Source organism: Blautia sp. BCRC 81119, from assembly GCF_003184505.1.
In the GTDB taxonomy this organism is placed as follows: domain Bacteria; phylum Bacillota; class Clostridia; order Lachnospirales; family Lachnospiraceae; genus Blautia_A; species Blautia_A fusiformis.
Genome location: NZ_QJHD01000020.1, coordinates 45,695 through 59,836, shown reverse-complemented (window position 1 = coordinate 59,836; position 14,142 = coordinate 45,695). Strand labels below are relative to the sequence as shown.

General features: G+C 43.6%; 14 protein-coding genes and 1 riboswitch. All 14 genes read right to left on the bottom strand.

From position 1 onward, the window contains the following. Window positions 1–23 precede the first annotated feature (23 nt). Window positions 24–854 (bottom strand): nickel transporter permease, encoded by an 831-nt coding sequence (nikC, locus tag DMI82_RS12645; protein ID WP_021651479.1) that lies wholly within the window; start codon window positions 852–854, stop codon window positions 24–26. Beyond that, window positions 855–1,793, bottom strand: a complete 939-nt coding sequence (gene nikB, locus DMI82_RS12640; protein ID WP_021651480.1) for a nickel ABC transporter permease — start codon at window positions 1,791–1,793, stop codon at window positions 855–857. Between the two features lie 184 nt (window positions 1,794–1,977). Further along, a riboswitch (cobalamin riboswitch) is annotated at window positions 1,978–2,166 on the bottom strand. A gap of 284 nt (window positions 2,167–2,450) precedes the next feature. Next, window positions 2,451–3,410: a M14 family metallopeptidase gene (locus tag DMI82_RS12635; RefSeq protein ID WP_015524925.1), complete on the bottom strand. Its 960-nt coding sequence runs from the start codon at window positions 3,408–3,410 to the stop codon at window positions 2,451–2,453. Window positions 3,411–3,581: 171 nt separating this feature from the next. Further along, a complete protein-coding gene (gene hisIE, locus DMI82_RS12630; protein ID WP_092070566.1) occupies window positions 3,582–4,862 on the bottom strand; it encodes a bifunctional phosphoribosyl-AMP cyclohydrolase/phosphoribosyl-ATP diphosphatase HisIE in 1,281 nt (426 codons plus the stop codon). 18 nt (window positions 4,863–4,880) lie between these two features. Further along, window positions 4,881–5,468: an imidazoleglycerol-phosphate dehydratase HisB gene (gene hisB / locus DMI82_RS12625; RefSeq protein WP_110103523.1), complete on the bottom strand. Its 588-nt coding sequence runs from the start codon at window positions 5,466–5,468 to the stop codon at window positions 4,881–4,883. Next, a complete protein-coding gene (hisD, locus tag DMI82_RS12620) occupies window positions 5,468–6,778 on the bottom strand; it encodes a histidinol dehydrogenase (RefSeq protein WP_015524922.1) in 1,311 nt (436 codons plus the stop codon). The genes hisB and hisD overlap by 1 nt, the downstream gene beginning before the upstream one ends. Before the next feature lie 50 nt (window positions 6,779–6,828). Beyond that, a complete protein-coding gene (hisG, locus tag DMI82_RS12615; RefSeq protein WP_015524921.1) occupies window positions 6,829–7,467 on the bottom strand; it encodes an ATP phosphoribosyltransferase in 639 nt (212 codons plus the stop codon). Continuing rightward, window positions 7,467–8,588 (bottom strand): ATP phosphoribosyltransferase regulatory subunit, encoded by a 1,122-nt coding sequence (hisZ, locus tag DMI82_RS12610; RefSeq protein WP_110103522.1) that lies wholly within the window; start codon window positions 8,586–8,588, stop codon window positions 7,467–7,469. Before hisZ ends, hisG begins: the two co-directional genes overlap by 1 nt. Before the next feature lie 110 nt (window positions 8,589–8,698). Further along, window positions 8,699–9,232 carry a Holliday junction resolvase RecU gene (locus DMI82_RS12605; RefSeq protein WP_015524919.1) on the bottom strand — a complete coding sequence of 178 codons (534 nt, stop codon included), beginning with the start codon at window positions 9,230–9,232 and terminating at the stop codon, window positions 8,699–8,701. Between the two features lie 12 nt (window positions 9,233–9,244). Further along, window positions 9,245–9,802, bottom strand: a complete 558-nt coding sequence (gene lepB / locus DMI82_RS12600; RefSeq protein ID WP_022426337.1) for a signal peptidase I — start codon at window positions 9,800–9,802, stop codon at window positions 9,245–9,247. After that, window positions 9,786–10,754 carry an RluA family pseudouridine synthase gene (locus DMI82_RS12595; protein ID WP_021651486.1) on the bottom strand — a complete coding sequence of 323 codons (969 nt, stop codon included), beginning with the start codon at window positions 10,752–10,754 and terminating at the stop codon, window positions 9,786–9,788. Before DMI82_RS12595 ends, lepB begins: the two co-directional genes overlap by 17 nt. 12 nt (window positions 10,755–10,766) lie before the next feature. Further along, window positions 10,767–11,387 (bottom strand): hypothetical protein, encoded by a 621-nt coding sequence (locus tag DMI82_RS12590; protein ID WP_110103521.1) that lies wholly within the window; start codon window positions 11,385–11,387, stop codon window positions 10,767–10,769. Next, complete coding sequence (locus tag DMI82_RS12585) at window positions 11,350–13,224, bottom strand: YgiQ family radical SAM protein (RefSeq protein ID WP_110103520.1); 1,875 nt, start codon at window positions 13,222–13,224, stop codon at window positions 11,350–11,352. Before DMI82_RS12585 ends, DMI82_RS12590 begins: the two co-directional genes overlap by 38 nt. 46 nt (window positions 13,225–13,270) lie before the next feature. Further along, window positions 13,271–14,083, bottom strand: coding sequence for a GTP pyrophosphokinase (locus DMI82_RS12580; RefSeq protein WP_015524915.1), 813 nt, complete (start codon window positions 14,081–14,083; stop codon window positions 13,271–13,273). Window positions 14,084–14,142: the final 59 nt, after the last annotated feature.

The window sequence follows — 14,142 nt, the reverse complement described above, 5'->3', positions numbered from 1 at the left end:
TGTTGGTTTGTTACAGAGTTGTTTTATTGATCCTGGCGCGGATCCAGTACATCACGGATGCTGTCTCCAAGCATGTTGAAAACAACAACACAGATCACGATAGCGATACCAGGGTAGATCATAAGCCATGGCGCCTTTGCCATGTAGGTTCTTCCTTCATTCAGCATCAGTCCCCACTCCGGTGTCGGCGCAGTTGCACCAAATCCCAGGAATGAAAGGGAAGCCAGCTCCAGCATCATAGTTCCGATATCTGCTGCCGCAGTTACCACCATCTGGGTTACCATGTTGGGAAGAATGTGTACAAGAAGAATTTTCCAGGTCTTTGTTCCGTTTACTATAGCTGCCTCTATGTAAAGACTCTTCTTGACTTTCAAGACCATACTTCGTGCAAGACGGGCATATTTTGTCCAGCTTACAGCCGCAATGGAAATAACGGCATTGACCAGGTTTGGTCCAAGCATACCGGCAATGGCAATGGCCAGTACAAGCCCAGGGAAGGAGATCATCATATCTGCGATACGCATGATCACTGCATCCACAACGCCGCCGAAATATCCGGCAATAACTCCTAAAAATGTACCGATGACAAAGATCACTGCAACCAGACATAAGGTCATGATCAGAGAGGTTCTTGTTCCGAAGATAACACGGGAAAGAAGATCTCGTCCAAGCTTATCCGTTCCGAACGGATGAGCGGAGCTTGGCTCCTGCAGTGATTCGGTCATAACTGCATTCAGTGGATCATATGGTGAGAGCTGCGGCGCAAAGATCGCAATTCCGATCACCACGAGACCCAGAATGAAGAAAAGAGTGAACTGTTTATTTTCTTTGAATGTTCGTAATACCTTTTTCAATTATCTATCCTCCTTAAGTCTTGGATCGAGATAAGTATAGGACAGATCCACAAGCAGGTTGATGCACATGTACAGGATCGCGATCCAAAGTACATAGCCCTGTACAAGAGGATAGTCACGACAGGAAATCGCCTTTACTGCCATATTTCCCATTCCAGGCCAGTTGTAAATGATCTCTACAACTGCAGTACCTCCCAGAAGACTTCCAAGGGAAAGTCCCAACAGCGTTACCAGCGGAAGCATAACATTAGGAAGGACGTGTTTCCAGAGAATGACGCTTTCCTTGATTCCACGCATTCTTGCACCTGTGACATAATCCTGATGAAGTTCCTCCAGCACTGCACTTCTTACCTGTCTGGTATATTTTGCAGACATGGCAAGTGCAAGAGTCAGCGCCGGGAGGATCATGGATTTAAAATCCGTACTGCCTCCTGCAACATTGATCCAGCGAAGCTGAACACCAAAGATGCTGAGAAGGATCAGGCCCAGCCAGAAGCTTGGAACAGATACTCCCACAAAGGTAATTCCTCTCACAAAATAATCCGGGAATTTGTTCTGATATACAGCGGCCAGGATTCCAAGCGGTATGGAAATAATGACCATCATCAGAAGTGCCAGCAACGACATCCTCAGCGTCGGCCAGAAACAGGATACCAGTTTATCTGTTACCGGCATTTTGAAAGAATAGGACTGTCCCATATCTCCTGTAACAACACCCTTCAGCCAGGAACCATACTGCACGAGAAAGGGCTGATCAAGGCCAAGCTCATGTCTTGTCTGTTCCAGAAGCTCTGGTGTAGGAAGATTACCACACTCTGTCAGCATGATCTCCGCAGGATCACCAGGTGACAGGTAGGTCAGTCCAAATGTGAAAAAGCTGATTCCAAATAATACAATGATGATCTGGAGAAATCTTTTTCCTACTTGTTTCTTTGTCACGTTTTACTCCTTTCCTCATTTGATGCGATTTTAACATTGCCGTTTTAATTTAGTTAGATAAAAGAAACTATTGGATTCTTAATATGCAGAATATGCATGGAATTTTAGAAAATTTGCACGAAAAAAGCCCGTGACGAAATACGGGCACACAAAATAAATATGCTTCCTATCTTCCGTAAGAATCATTTTAAAACAATTGCAAGCAGGTCTCCTGACTTAGGATCCTTACCCTCAGACACCTTCCCGGTCTATTTCTCACGCACTCGACCAGTGGTACTTTGTCTGAGGATTTCCCCTTACAGTGACGGGATCGTACCGGATTTACACCGGTTTCCCTATTAATCCTCTCAGAACTTACAACGGCTGATGTGAAAATCAGCAAATGCTGTCAAATTACTGAAACATTATATGATAAAACTATAGTTTATGTCTATGGAAAAATGTTATATTTTTAGAAAACTCATAAATTTTGTTAAAGATGCTTGAATTGTATATATCCCCCATGGGGGATTTGACAATTGGATTTATCTGATCTGCTAAAAAAACACGGATTTTACCTCGCTATTTTTACAAATAGAATAGCAAATGGTAAAACCCGGTTTTCTTACTGTTTCAATATGATTTCAGACAGAAGCGTTCTGAAAAGGTTGTTTACTATCAGGTCAGAGTCTCCGTGATCGCTGCATATGCGATCATTGGTCCGTCTTCAATAATGTTCAGACTGGCTGTCTGATAAAGTACGACTCCGTTTTCAGTTGCAATAGATGTGTAAAGTAAATTTCCATAGTAATCTCTCAGTTCACCCAATTCTTCTCCCTTAAAGAAGTACTCTCCAGGCTTCTTGGATGGATACCAGCATCCGGTATACGGCGCATATTCATAGACTACATTTTCAAGAAGCATCTGACGGTAATGCTTCAGACCATGACATTTCTTTCCCTGGAGATGAAAAACAAGGTGACGGACGTCTCTTTTATCCTGTTCTACTTCCTCCCAGGTCCAGTAGCTGTGTCCGCCTCTTTCGATGAGAATACTTGGAATTCCAAGAGAAGAAGCATAATTGTAGGCGCCACCTGTGGCGGTTGTGGAACGGACCACATATTTTACGCCGATATGCCGTGCCATATGTAATGATTTCTCTGCTGTCTTTTCATCTACAACCCCTACATAATAAACATAGGGATGAAGCTGTTCGAACCCATCTCCGCTATGCAGGTCGATATAATAATCTGCTATGGAAAAAAGCTTTGTCACTATAGCATAGGCAATACGATCTGCAGCTGTTCCCTCAGGATCTCCGGGGAAAACGCGGTTCAGGTTCTTGCCATCCTCATAGACCAGACTCATGGTGCGATGCTCAAAGCCACTGACATTGACCAGTGGAACGATGATCACATTTCCCTTCAGTTCTTCCGGTTGAAATTCTTTTGCAAGTTCCATTGCCGCCTGGATTCCTACATACTCCGCACTGTGTATTCCCGCTGTGATCAGTATCGTCGGTCCGTCTTTCACTCCGCATATCACAGTTGCCGGCATTGCTATGCCGTATCCTGTGATCTTAATTTTCCCCTGTGCCTTCTCTCCTTTTTCAATCACCCAGTCATCAATTTTGATCATTGGTTGTTTCCCTTTTCCTTTTTTATATTTCCGCACTTTTGACGATAAGTATATCATGCCTAACCGAAATTGTACATATTCTTTTAAGATTCCGGGAAAACAGAAAAAAGCTTTCGTAACCGTTCATTCTGATCCGACGTACAAAAGCTTTTTTCCTGAATGATATATAATTTATCTTTTTACCAATTCTTTGGTGATTTCTTCCCAGCTGACTCCTTTTTCCACCATAAGTACCATCATATGATAAAGAAAATCTGAAATTTCGTATTTAATCTCTTCTTTATCTGGATTTTTGGCTGCAATGACGATCTCTGTGCATTCTTCACCGACTTTTTTCAAAATCTTGTCAATTCCCTTATCAAAAAGATAATTGGTATAGGAACCTTCCTTTGGATGTTCTTTTCGGTCAGTGATCACATCATACACATTCTGGAACACGTGAAGTGGGTTGGTATCATCGTACTCTTTTTTCAGCAGCGGTTTGAAGAAACAGGTACGGTTTCCTGTATGGCAGGCTGCGCCAATCTGCTCCACTTTGGCAAGGATCGTATCATTATCACAGTCAATAGTAAGAGACTTTACATACTGTACGTGTCCGGATGTCAGACCTTTGGTCCAGAGCTCATTCCGGCTGCGACTCCAGTATGTCATTTTTCCAAGCTTCAATGTTGTGTTAAAAGCAAGCTCATTCATATAGGCCAGCATCAGTACTTCATCCGTCCGGTAATCCTGGACAATAACCGGAACCATTCCGTCACTGTTTAATTTAAAGTCCGACCATGCAATATTACTTTTATATGTGTTTACCGGAATTCCGGCTTCTTCGCAGGTTTCCTTAAATGTATGCAGATCATTTTCAAGACTGCTTACATAAGCACCGCAAAGTCCGGACACAGCTGGTTCTCCTAAAAGCTCCAGAACGTTCTCAGATCTGTTTTCATCGGTATGAAGAACAATGGAAATCTGAGAAATCTCTGCAATTTCATTTTCGACAGTGTCCAAAGCCAGAACAGTGTCTGCATATGTTTCGATCAGATCCTGATTTTCTGTGAATTCTCTCAGATCAGAGATGCTGATCATCATACGCTCTTTTCCAAAGCGCCGGGATACTTCTTCCAGAAGCTTGATATTATTCTCTTTCGAAAAATTCAGTACAACTTTGGCACATCCCGCATAGATCAGCTTTTTTACATCTTCCATACGTTTGATATTTCCCGCTGCGATCACCGGGATCTCAGATACCTGACAGATATCACGGATTTTTCCGATCGCACGGTCATGCTCTGCATCTGCGGAAGAAAAGTCAAATACCAGAAGCTCATCTGCCCCATTGTCACCGTAAAATTTTGCAAGTGTTTCTACATTTCCGTCTCCGAAAAGATTTCTCTGTCCAAATCCGGTTACCGCCTTTTCTGAATGAAGATAAAGGCATGGGATCAACTGTTTGTTCATAAGTGGTCTCCTTCTGTATCAGAGGCTTCCCTTGGTAGAAAGCACGTCTGTGATCCGGGAATCGTACTGTGTTGCTGCATCAAGGGCTTTCGCAAAGCTTTTAAACATGGCCTCTGCCACATGATGGCTGTTTCCTCCGGAAAGAACCTTGATGTGAAGATTCATTGCTGCGGAATAGGATACTGCATAAAAGAATTCCCTTACCATCTCTGTAGCCATATCTCCTATTTTTTCCGTAGAAAACGCTGCATCCCATCCAAGATAAGGTCTTCCGGAAAGATCTACTGCGCAGAGCACAAGCACTTCATCCATAGGAAGGATACAGCTGCCGTAACGTTTGATTCCTTTTTTGTCGCCAACTGCCTCACGGATAGCGTTTCCAAGGACGATCCCTGTATCTTCAATGGTGTGATGATCATCTACATTCAGATCACCGTGGACTCTCAGCGTAAGATCATACAGTCCATGGCGCGTAAAACCGTCCAGCATATGGTCAAAAAAGCCAATGCCTGTATCAATATCGGAACTTCCTGTTCCATCAATATTCAGTTGCAGACGTATCTGCGTTTCTTTTGTGTTTCTTTCGATCAGTGCTTCTCTTGCCATTATTCGTTCTCCTTGTCCTCTTCCTCAAAACGGACTGCAATGGAATTTGCGTGTGCAGTCAGCTGTTCCGATGTGGCAAACTGGATAATGTCCTTGTGGATCTTTCGGAGTGCTTCCCTGGAATAATATACAATACTGGATTTTTTGATAAAATCATCTACAGAAAGTGCGGAGAAAAATTTGGCAGTTCCATTGGTAGGAAGCACATGGTTTGGTCCTGCAAAATAATCTCCAAGGGGTTCAGAGCTGTGCTCTCCGATAAAGATCGCACCTGCATTTCGTACCTTCATCATATCTTCAAAAGGATTCTTTGTGACGATCTCCATATGTTCAGAAGCAATTTCATTGGCAGCCTCAATGGCCTCGTCCATATCTTCTGCGATCAGGATATAACCAAAGTTCTCCAGGGATTTCTCAATAATGGCTTTTCTGGAAAGTACCTCAACAAAACCTCTGACTTCTTTATCTACCTGATCTGCAAATTCCTCATTTGTTGTGATCAGGATCGCAGATGCCATCTCATCATGTTCTGCCTGAGAAAGAAGATCTGCTGCAATATAACGAGGATTTGCAGTCTCATCTGCAAGAACGAGGATCTCGCTTGGGCCGGCAATAGAATCAATGCTTACGTATCCATAAACTGCCTTTTTTGCAAGCGCAACAAAAATATTTCCGGGTCCTACGATCTTGTCAACCTTTGGAATACTCTCGGTTCCATATGCAAGTGCTCCGATGGCCTGTGCACCACCCACTTTATAGATTTCATCTGCTCCGGCTTCGTTGGCAGCAACAAGTGTGCTTGGATTTACTTTTCCGTCTTTTCCAGGAGGTGTTGTCATTACAATACGGTCAACACCGGCAACTTTTGCAGGAACGATATTCATCAGCACGGAAGACGGATATACAGCCTTTCCACCGGGAACGTAAACACCTACACAGTTCAGAGCGGTTACCTTCTGACCAAGCATGGTTCCGTCTGTTGTGCTTGTGAACCAGCTGTTCTGAAGCTGCTTTTCGTGATAGCTGCGGATATTCACCAATGCTTTTTTGATCACATCGATCAGGGAAGGATCTACCAGCTTGTATGCTTCCTCGATCTCCTCAGGGGTTACACGGATCGTATCCTTTGTCACTTCGACTTTATCAAATTCTCTGGTAAATGCAAATAACGCGGTATCTCCCTCTGCTTTTACTTTGGCAAGGATATTTGCTACTGCATCCTCGTATTTTCCATAATTATTAGGGCTTCTTTTTAAGAGAGTTTCCAGAATATCTTTTGTAGATTCTTTGGTGAGTTTTACCTTACGCATAATAAATTCTGCCTTCTTTCTGTATTTTGGAGGTTCATCTGTTATTCAGTTTATTTGATCACACCTCGAAGTTCTGTGATCAGTTTGCGGATCCGTTCATCTTCCATTTTCATGCTGACCTGATTGACTACCATACGTGCAGACAGCGGGCAGACTTCTTCCAGCACCTTCAGGCCATTCTCGCGAAGGGTGCTTCCGGTTTCCACGATATCCACGATAACCTCGGAAAGTCCTACGATCGGTGCAAGCTCGATGGAACCGTTCAGCTTAATGATCTCCACAGTCTGATGCTTTTTGTTATAGAAGTAATCCTTTGCAATATTTGGATATTTTGTAGCTACACGGATCAGCTGATTGTTATTCAGGACTTCTCTGGCGCTTTCAGGGCCGCATACGCACATGCGGCATGCTCCAAATCCAAGATCCATAACCTCATATAGCTTTCTTCCTTCTTCCAGAATGGTATCCTTACCTACGATACCGATATCTGCTGCACCATACTCTACATAAGTCGGCACATCCGGACCTTTTGCAAGGAAAAACTTCAGCTTCAGTTCCTCATTGGTAAAGATCAGCTTTCGGGAATCTTTGTCACGCATCTCCTCACATGTAATACCGATCTTCTCAAACATATCCAGTGTTTTGCTGGCCAGACGCCCTTTTGTGAGGGCAAATGTAAGATATCTCATCAGTCCTGCTCCTCCTTTGCCGGGCACAATGCCACTTTTTTACCTTTATTTCGAAGCGCCATTGCTTCCTGAATCGCTTTTTTCAGATTTCCCGGATCATAAGTGATCACAATGGTTTTATCGCCAGCCGGAACGGTCAGCTTCTGTCTGGAAAGCGCGAGCATCAGGTTATCGACCACAATGGCAAATCCAATGGAAGAAGCCGGTTTTCCGAAATGCTTCATCAATTCGTTGTAGCGTCCGCCTTTGATCAGGGGTTCACCGGTTCCATATGTATAAGCCTGGAAAATGATCCCTGTATAATAACGGAACTTACTGAGCATTCCAAAATCAAAAGCAATGTATTTCTCACAGCCGTATACTTTCAGGATCTCATAAATTTCTTCCAGTCGTTTTACTGCAGAAAGTGCTTCCGGATTGGAGGTGAGCTTTTTTGCTTTTTCCAGCACTTCTGCTGAACCGAACATCTGAGGCAGTTCAGCAAAAGCCTTGGAAAGGTTATCGCCTAAATTCTGTCCCTTAAGAAGCTCTTCCACACCAAAATAATTCTTCTGAGAGATCAGCTCACGAAGATGCTCTTCTATCTCCGGCTCCAGATCTGCCTCTGCAAGCAGGGATTTATAATAATCTACCTGGCCTACGCTAACCTGGAATTCGGTAAGTCCTGCTGCCTTCAGACACTCCACGGTCATAGCAAGGATCTCAGCATCTGCTGCTGCAGAATCATCTCCCATATGCTCAACACCCATCTGAGTATTTTCCTTCATCTGACCTCTGTAACTGGAATTGTTGATAAATGTATTTCCGGTATAACAAAGCCTTACAGGTCCTTTTTCCGGATCAAAATAAGTTGCACATGCTCTGGAAACAGACGGTGTAAAGTCAGGTCTGAGGACAAGTGTGTTTCCCTCTCTGTCAAAAAATTTATATAAATCCTTGGATGGGATCGTTCCTACTTCATTGCTGAACACTTCAAAATACTCAAATCCCGGTGTTTCTATATCTTCATATCCATATCTTGAAAACACCTGGTGGAGCTCCCTCTGGAGCCGTTTTTTGCGGCTGCATTCCTCTCCATAAATGTCCCGCACACCTTCAGGTGTATGAAAAATACGCTGCATGTTCATTTCCTCCGTAACACGTTTTGAGATTTTCTGCGTTCCACTTTAATTCGCTACCATGCTACCACAGAAAAACTTAAATTTGATTATATAGGAAACCTTTCCAAAAGTCAATCCCGTAATTGCAGATCTTTCTGGATCCCTTCCAGATAAGGAACCAGAAATCCATTTTTTCCGGAAAGATAAAATTCCTCGTCCAGCTCTTCCCGACGAAAACTTTTTCGCCCGCCATCTTCCATCCTTTTCCAGAATTCCTTCAGCTTACGAAGGGTAAGATAATAAAAAACATTATCTGCGCTGAAATAGATCAGAAAAAAAGCAATCCCCTTCTGCTTTTCAAACTCATCCATAAATGCTACCTGATGAGGATGAATGTTCGCAAGGGGAAAAGTTTTTACACAGCATTCTTTTGCATCGAAGCAGACAGGGATTCCCTGTACTGCTCCGATATAATCTACGGTACTTTTCTGTTCAAAATATGCCAGCGTGATATGCCGGGAGGTTTTATCCATTTTAACCGGAGTGATAGGTGTCGGAATTTTCTGGATGAGGGCCAGTCCCTTTTCCCTGTACTGCTCATTGGTACGATTGATAAGTTCCTCCAGAGTAGAACCACGAAGTCCTCTGCTGTTCCATGTTGCCATAAAGTCTGCCCTTTAATTTAGAAGTTTGATGGATGGGAAATAACGGATCTCCGCTTTTCCGACGATCTGATCAAACTGTACATATGTATTCTGCCAGTATCGGGAATCCTTGGAATTGTTACGGTTGTCTCCCATCATAAAGTAACAGTTTTCCGGTACTTCGTATGGTCCGAAGCTTCCAAGAGGAGTTTCCGACACAAAGGAATCATCCAGAGGTGTCTCTGAATCATTGATATAAACTTTACCATCTTTGATCTCTACTTTATCTCCGGGAAGACCGATGATACGTTTGATGAACAGCTGGGACTCATCATCCGGATATTTGAAGATCACAATGTCAAAGCGTTCTGGATCTTTCCATTTTTTTGAGATCTCGTGACCAAATACATCCATATTCAGACCATAGGCCAGACGATAGCCAAAGATACGATCTCCGGTCATAATGGTATTTTCCATAGATTCTGACGGGATCTTTGCATTGATCAGTACTACATTGTTGATAACCAGGACTACAACTACCACGATGATGATCATCTTGACGTAATCCCATATTTCATTCCAGATTTTCATAATAACTCTCCTCCAACTTTTCCTCTTTTAGTGTTCTGAGAAAGATTTCCGGAAGCGGTGCCGTAAAGACCTTCCCGGATAAATATGACAGGCTTCCTTTCATAGATGGAAACTCCATTCGAAAAGAATGAAGCAGCTGTCCTTTCAGTTTTTTATCGGCTTTTCCATATTTGGGATCACCAACAATCGAATGTCCCTCCGAAGCAAGGTGAGCTCGGATTTGATGTGCACGTCCTGTGATCAGTTCAACCTTAAGAAGGGTACGGGTTCCATTGGTCCCCAACGGATAATACTTTGTTTCCACTGGCAGGGCATTTTCTTTCTCTTGTTTATAGATGGTTACTTTGTTGCTTTTTTTATCTTTTGCCAGATAACCTTTGATATATCTTTCTTCTTTTAAAACTCCCTCCACAAGACAGAGGTAATATTTATGAAGTTCCCTGGACTTGAACATCCCTGAAAGTTCCTGCAGACCAGAAAGGCTTTTGCCTGCCGCTATAAGTCCGCTGGTATTGCGGTCAAGGCGGTTGCATACGGAAGGACGAAAGGTTCTCAGATCATTCTCTGTAAGAGAGCCATTTTTCAGAAGATAGCCAGTCAGATATTCTACCAGTGAAGGGGTTCCGTCATCAGCAGGCTGAGAAAGCATTCCTGCCGGTTTGTTGATCAACAGGATATTTTCATCCTCGTAAATGATATCCAGAGCATAATGTGCCCGTGGAGCAGAATCATTTCCGCTGAATTTTTCAAATGTTTCATCACTTAAAAACAGTTTTACATGATCTCCTGAAAACAGCTTTTCATTCCCGGTGGCTTTTTTTCCATTGAGCGTGATATTTTTTTTCCTCATCATTTTATAGAAAAAGCTCTTTGGAGCTTCACGAAGAAGCTTGGCCAGATATTTGTCAAAACGCTGTCCGGCCTCGTTTTCGTTAATGATAAATTCTTTCATTATATAATGCTCCTACAGACAGATTGCCAGGATCGTATGTTTGATCAGTTCTTCCCTGGAAAGATCCGGGTATCGCTCATCCGGCGTGAATTTAATCCCGTTTCTCAAAGATTCTTTGTGCTCATTCATGGAATCCAGACGTTCCAGATAGGGTTTCAGGTCCCTCAGGATCTTTACATCTACTTTATATCCGTTTTTACGGATGATTTTCTGTGACTGCTCTGCAAGGTAGGCGATATCTGCTTTTGGATCACTGGTATAACCCACTACTGTATTTCCGCACACGGCAACAGCGTCCAGATAACCGCTTTTCTCATAAAAAGTCATGTACATTTCATAGGACATGACCAGGTCACCGGCATGCCTGCGGATCTCTTTATAGAGCTTTTCATCCATAGGATGACGTAACAGGATCATGATCAGGCTTACCATGGATTTACATCCTGGCAGACAGCCTACTACGGTCAGAACCGTCCAGACTGTCATTCTTGTTCCGTTGACGGCCCACGCCACAAAGAAAATGAGCAGTGGAAGCGAAAATAATCCTGCGGTGATCAGGAGTCTTCGTTTTTTTTCGCTGTTAAAATAACCGAAATCACCTTTTTTTGTTTTTCTTTTTCTGGTATCTTTCATGTGCCGAACTCCTTGTCTGTGTTTTTTTGGCTTTTTTATGAAGCTCTCTGGGACGGATCAGACATTTCGGTCCAAAGCCGACCAGATCCATACGTCCGGTCATCTTAAGTCCTTCCAGGACCAGTTCGCGATTTTCCGGATTTTTATACTGCATCAGTGCTCGCTGTATTGCTTTTTCGTGTGGATTTTTCGGCACATATACCTTTTCGCCTGTCAGCGGATGGATTCCTGTGTAATACATACAGGTAGAAAGTGTTGATGGCGTTGGATAAAAATCCTGAACCTGCTCCGGCGTAAATCCAAGATCACGGACGTATTCCGCAAGCTTCACGGCTTCCTTCATTGTACACCCGGGATGGGACGACATGAAATACGGAACGGCATATTGCTGCTTACCAGTCCGCGCATTTGCTTTTTCATATTCCTTCAGAAAGCCCTCATAAACCTCGTGCCTGGGTTTGCCCATAAACTTCAGGACTTCATCAGAAACATGCTCCGGTGCTACTCGCAGCTGACCGCTGATGTGATATTTCACAAGCTCATTAAGAAAAGTTTTATCCGGGTCTGCCATCAGATAATCAAACCGAATGCCGGAACGGACAAAAACTTTTTTAACTTTTGGGATATTCCTGACCTTTCTGAGAAGCTGAAGATAATCCTTGTGGTCTACCGTCAGATTCTTACACGGAGAAGGAAACAGGCACTGCCGCTCCTTGCAGACTCCTTTTGTCAGCTGCTTTTTGCAGGAAGGATAACGAAAATCAGCCGTAGGGCCTCCTACATCATGGATATAGCCTTTAAAATCCGGATCCTCCGTCATCTTTTTAGCTTCTTTCAGAATGGAATCGTGACTTCTTGTCTGAAGGATACGGCCCTGATGAAAGGTCAGCGCACAGAAATTACAGCTTCCAAAGCATCCTCTGTTGCTGGTCAGACTGAATTTGATCTCTTTCAGTGCCGGAATCCCGCCTTCTTTCTGGTACATGGGATGATATCGTCCTGTATAAGGCAGATCGTAAACATCGTCCATTTCCATCTGCGTCAGAGGCTGAGATGGTGGATTCTGTATCACATATCCACGGTTCCCATAAGATTCTGCCAGAGGCTTTGCTGTAAATGGATCTGTGTTTCGGTACTGAATGGCAAAGCTGTCCGCATAAGCTTTTTTATCGGTCTGTACCTGTTCAAATGACGGAAGGACCACCGGATCGTAAACCCTGCTGATATCGTGGCTTTTAAAAACCGTCCCTGCCACATATGTGATCTCCTGGACCGGAATCCCGCTTTGCAGGGCTTCTGCGATCTCCAGGATGGAATGTTCCCCCATTCCATAAGAGATCAGATCCGCACCGGAATCGATCAGAATACTGTGCTTGACCTTATTTTCCCAATAATCGTAATGTGCCATTCTTCGAAGGCTGGCTTCGATCCCGCCAAGAATGATAGGCGTATGTTTATAGGTCTGCCGGATCAGATTGCTGTATACAACAGAAGCCCTGTCCGGTCTTAATCCCATTTTTCCTCCCGGAGAATAGGCATCTGTGCTTCGGTGCTTTTTGGAAACCGTATAATGATTCACCATGGAATCCATGTTTCCTGCTGTAACGAGAAAACCCAGGCGCGGTTCCCCGAACACCTGGATGCTCTCCTTCTTTCGCCAGTCAGGCTGAGGGATCATGCCTACACGATATCCTCTGCTTTCCAGAAGACGTCCAATGATCGCAGATCCAAAAGACGGATGATCCACGTAGGCATCTCCTGTCACGTAGACAAAATCCAACTCATCCCAGCCTCTTGACTTCATATCTTCTCTTGTAACTGGTAAAAAATCCTGCATTTATAATTCCTCGTATGTATGTGTATTAGTACTGTCTGCCCTGTGTTCATATGCTGTGATGGACTGCCTGGGCACGATAACCCTCTGCAATGATATCCAGCTGCCTGTGGAAGCGTTCCAGCTGACGCAGATCCTTGGTTTTGAATACCCGCAGGAACTCATCCTGTATTTTGCTGACTTCCCGTTCACTGGAAACACGGTAGAGATTTTCAATATTATTCAGAATATCCTTTACAAGATTGGACTGCATCTGAGATGAATTCTGGGCATCCATGATCTCATTGCGCACAGAAGACATTTCATGATCCAGCGAAATGATCGCATCGGATGCTTTACTAAGACGTTCTGCTACATGAGGAGGCATATCACCTTTGTATTTATACTGAAGGGAATGTTCGATCGTTGCCCAGAAATTCATTGCCATGGTACGGATCTGTATTTCTACCTGAAGCCGTTTCGGCCCATGAATAGTCTCCACTGTATAATAAAGGATCATGTGATAACTCCGGTAACCGCTCTGCTTGATATGCGTCAGATAGTTCTTTTCACTTTTGACTTCCATATCTGTTCTTTTTCGGATGATCGCAGCAACGGTATCGATATCTTCTTCAAACTGACATATGATCCGTACTCCTGCCAGATCTTCCATTTCTGTTTCCAGCTGTTCGATCGGGATATCTTTACGCTGCATTTTCTCCAGGATACTGGAAACGCTTTTTACTCTTCCACTGACTTGTTCAATGGGAGAATAACGATCATTTTCGTGATACTCTTCTATCATATGTTTAAACTTGACTGTCAGTTCTTTGACAGCCAGCTCGTAAGGGCACAAAATACTTCGCCATAACTGTATTTCCATGTTGCTCGCTCCTTATCATCTGCCGCCAGTCTCTTTTTGGTTTTGGTGACAGCGGCATA